The following is a 2,204-nucleotide window of genomic DNA, read 5'->3' on the forward strand; positions in this document are numbered from 1 at the left end:
GCTGTGTATAAGAGACAGGAGCACGACCGGTCACGGCGGTGTGTGCCGCCAGGATCCCGGGTGGGCCCGGCGCGGGGGCGGGCTGCCCAGACGCCGGGCGAGGTACGGCTCCTGGGCGATCGCGGCGCCCGCGGCCATGCTCACGGTGACCCCGACGCAGACCACGATCAGCCACGACAGCAGTACGAACACCGTGCCCGTCGAACCGTAGGCGTCCAGTGCCCGGTTGAGGGCGCGCGGCATGTGGAAGCGGGCGGTGAAGGACAGCCCGGTGACCACGACCGCGGTGAGCACCGCGCCGGGCAGCAGCGCCAGGGGGGCCAGCCGGCCGCCGAGCAGCAGGTGCTGGGTCCACCACCAGGCCGCCGTCTGCAGGGCCAGCGCGAGGGGGAGGCCGAGCCACGGGCCGACCCCGAAGCCCTGGCGCACGGGGCCCTGCACGAGCAGCACCACCATCCACGCCGCGAGCCAGGCGACCCACTTCCAGACCGCGATCCGGGCCTCCGTGCGCGGGATCTCCCAGGCGCGTTTGCACAGCCGCTGCATGGCCCGGCTCACGGCGGTCGCGGAGACGAGGACCATCAGCCCGCCGACGAGGCCGACCGCGCTGCGGAAGTCCTCGTCCTCCTCCCGGGAGCCCTTGCCGAAGAGGTCCTCCAGCTGCGCGGCGGCCGGCCCGGTCAGCCCGAACGTCGTCAGCAGGGAGTCGGCCAGCTGCTCGCTCACGCCGTCCGGGGCGAACGAGGCGACGACGAACAGCAGCGGCACCGCGGTCAGGAAGACCTGGGCGGCGAGCCGGGTGGCGGAGTCGAAGACGTTCACCGAGATGAGCCGTTCGACGACGTGGGTGATCACCGGGAACCGGGTCTCGGCCCGCTCCTGCCGCCTCTTGGCCGCCGCCGCCAGCTCCCGGGACCAGGTACGCCACCGGGACGGGCGCCGGGCGCCGCGAGCGGAGGGGTTTCGGCCGCGCATGGGGCCCAATCTCCCACTCCCGGCGCGCGGCAGCCGTGTCCCGCGCGTACGCGGCCGACAGGATCGCCCGTCGGACCCAGACGCGGCCGCAGGATCGGGCTACCCGGGCCGCCGGAGTCCGGGCCCGCCCGGACTCCGGCCGCCTGTTACGGCGCCAGGTCCCGGGCGAGGGCGGTCATCACGGCCCGGGTCTTGGTCTCGCCGGTCTGCGGCGGGGCGATGCCGAGCCCGCGCAGGGCGTCGACGAGCAGCCGCCCGGCCTCCGCCGCGTCGGAGAGGTCCGCGTGGACCGAGACCTCGAGGAAGCGCGGGCCGTGTCCGGTGGTCGCGGCGGTCGCGATGGTCCACTCCTCGATCGCCACGGCGCGGGGCAGACCGTCCCGCTCCTGCTTCCATTTGACGGCGTTCACCGGACCCAGTGCCGTGAGGCCCCCGAGGCCGTCCCCGGTCAGGCCGACGGCGCCGAGCAGTTCGCGGTGCCGGTCCGTGAGCATGCCGTCGAGCGAGCCGGACCGTTCCGCGGCCTGTGCCGCGCCTGCGTTCCGCTCGGCCTGGAGTGCGGCGGCCAGTACGGGGGTGAAGACCGGGCCGGTCCGGTCCTCCTCGACGGTGAAGTCCCAGTCGTCGCCCTCGCGGTCCTTCCGCCACGGGGCCGGCAGGGCGGAGCAGGGGCGCAGCTTGACGGTCATGTCGGCTTCGGGGCGGGAGCCGCGCTCGGTGTCGTCGCGGCGCAAGCGCAGGATGACGCCGCGGTCGAGGAGCGGCAGCGTGACGGCGGTGCCGGGTGTCGCCGCCCGCTGCGGGCGGTCCCAGAAGTGGACGGACCGGCGGCGCCCGTCGGAACGGTGGAGTGCGAGGGCGTCGAGGGCCGCGGCGGCCTCCGCGTCCGCGAAGCTGATCTTGATTTCCGCGGCCTTGGCCTCGGGGGACCCGTTCACTGCGTTCCCTCCCGGAGTACGCGCTCCACCAGCTCTTCCAGGGCGTCGCCGGTATCCGGGTCGGCGAATTCGACGGTGCGGCCGTCCACGGTCACGGTGTACCGGTAGCCGTCGGGGACCCCGGCCGGGGTCCCCGGTCCTGCTTCGGCGAGCACCTGGCGGGCGAGGTGTTCGAGTTCGGCTGCGTCGGGCCGGCCGGTCGTCTCCAGTGCGGCCCGACGCGTGATTCCGGCGATGCCTCCGGTCCGGGTCACCTCGATGCGCATGGCACCGCTGCGACGGGGCCGGGAG

3 protein-coding genes are annotated in these 2,204 nt (G+C 74.8%); all 3 read right to left on the bottom strand.

Going from position 1 to position 2,204, the window contains the following annotated elements; translation table 11 throughout:
* Positions 1-30: 30 nt before the first annotated feature.
* The 3 genes from HYE82_RS36085 to HYE82_RS36095 all read right to left on the bottom strand — a co-directional run bounded on the left by HYE82_RS36085 (position 31) and on the right by HYE82_RS36095 (position 2,179).
* Positions 31-975: a YhjD/YihY/BrkB family envelope integrity protein gene (locus HYE82_RS36085; RefSeq protein WP_179178447.1), complete on the bottom strand. Its 945-nt coding sequence runs from the start codon at positions 973-975 to the stop codon at positions 31-33.
* A gap of 146 nt (positions 976-1,121) precedes the next feature.
* On the bottom strand, positions 1,122-1,913 hold the full coding sequence (locus HYE82_RS36090; RefSeq protein WP_179178448.1) for a hypothetical protein: 792 nt from the start codon (positions 1,911-1,913) through the stop codon (positions 1,122-1,124).
* Complete coding sequence (locus HYE82_RS36095; RefSeq protein ID WP_179178449.1) at positions 1,910-2,179, bottom strand: protealysin inhibitor emfourin; 270 nt, start codon at positions 2,177-2,179, stop codon at positions 1,910-1,912. Before HYE82_RS36095 ends, HYE82_RS36090 begins: the two co-directional genes overlap by 4 nt.
* Positions 2,180-2,204: the final 25 nt, after the last annotated feature.

It is taken from the genome of Streptomyces sp. BR123 (assembly GCF_013401435.1).
GTDB lineage: Bacteria > Actinomycetota > Actinomycetes > Streptomycetales > Streptomycetaceae > Streptomyces.

Excerpts from the sequence above, each read along its gene's own strand:
- HYE82_RS36085 (WP_179178447.1), bottom strand. The coding sequence starts at position 975 with ATGCGCGGCCGAAACCCCTCCGCTCGCGGCGCCCGGCGCCCGTCCCGG.
- HYE82_RS36095 (WP_179178449.1), bottom strand. The coding sequence starts at position 2,179 with ATGCGCATCGAGGTGACCCGGACCGGAGGCATCGCCGGAATCACGCGT.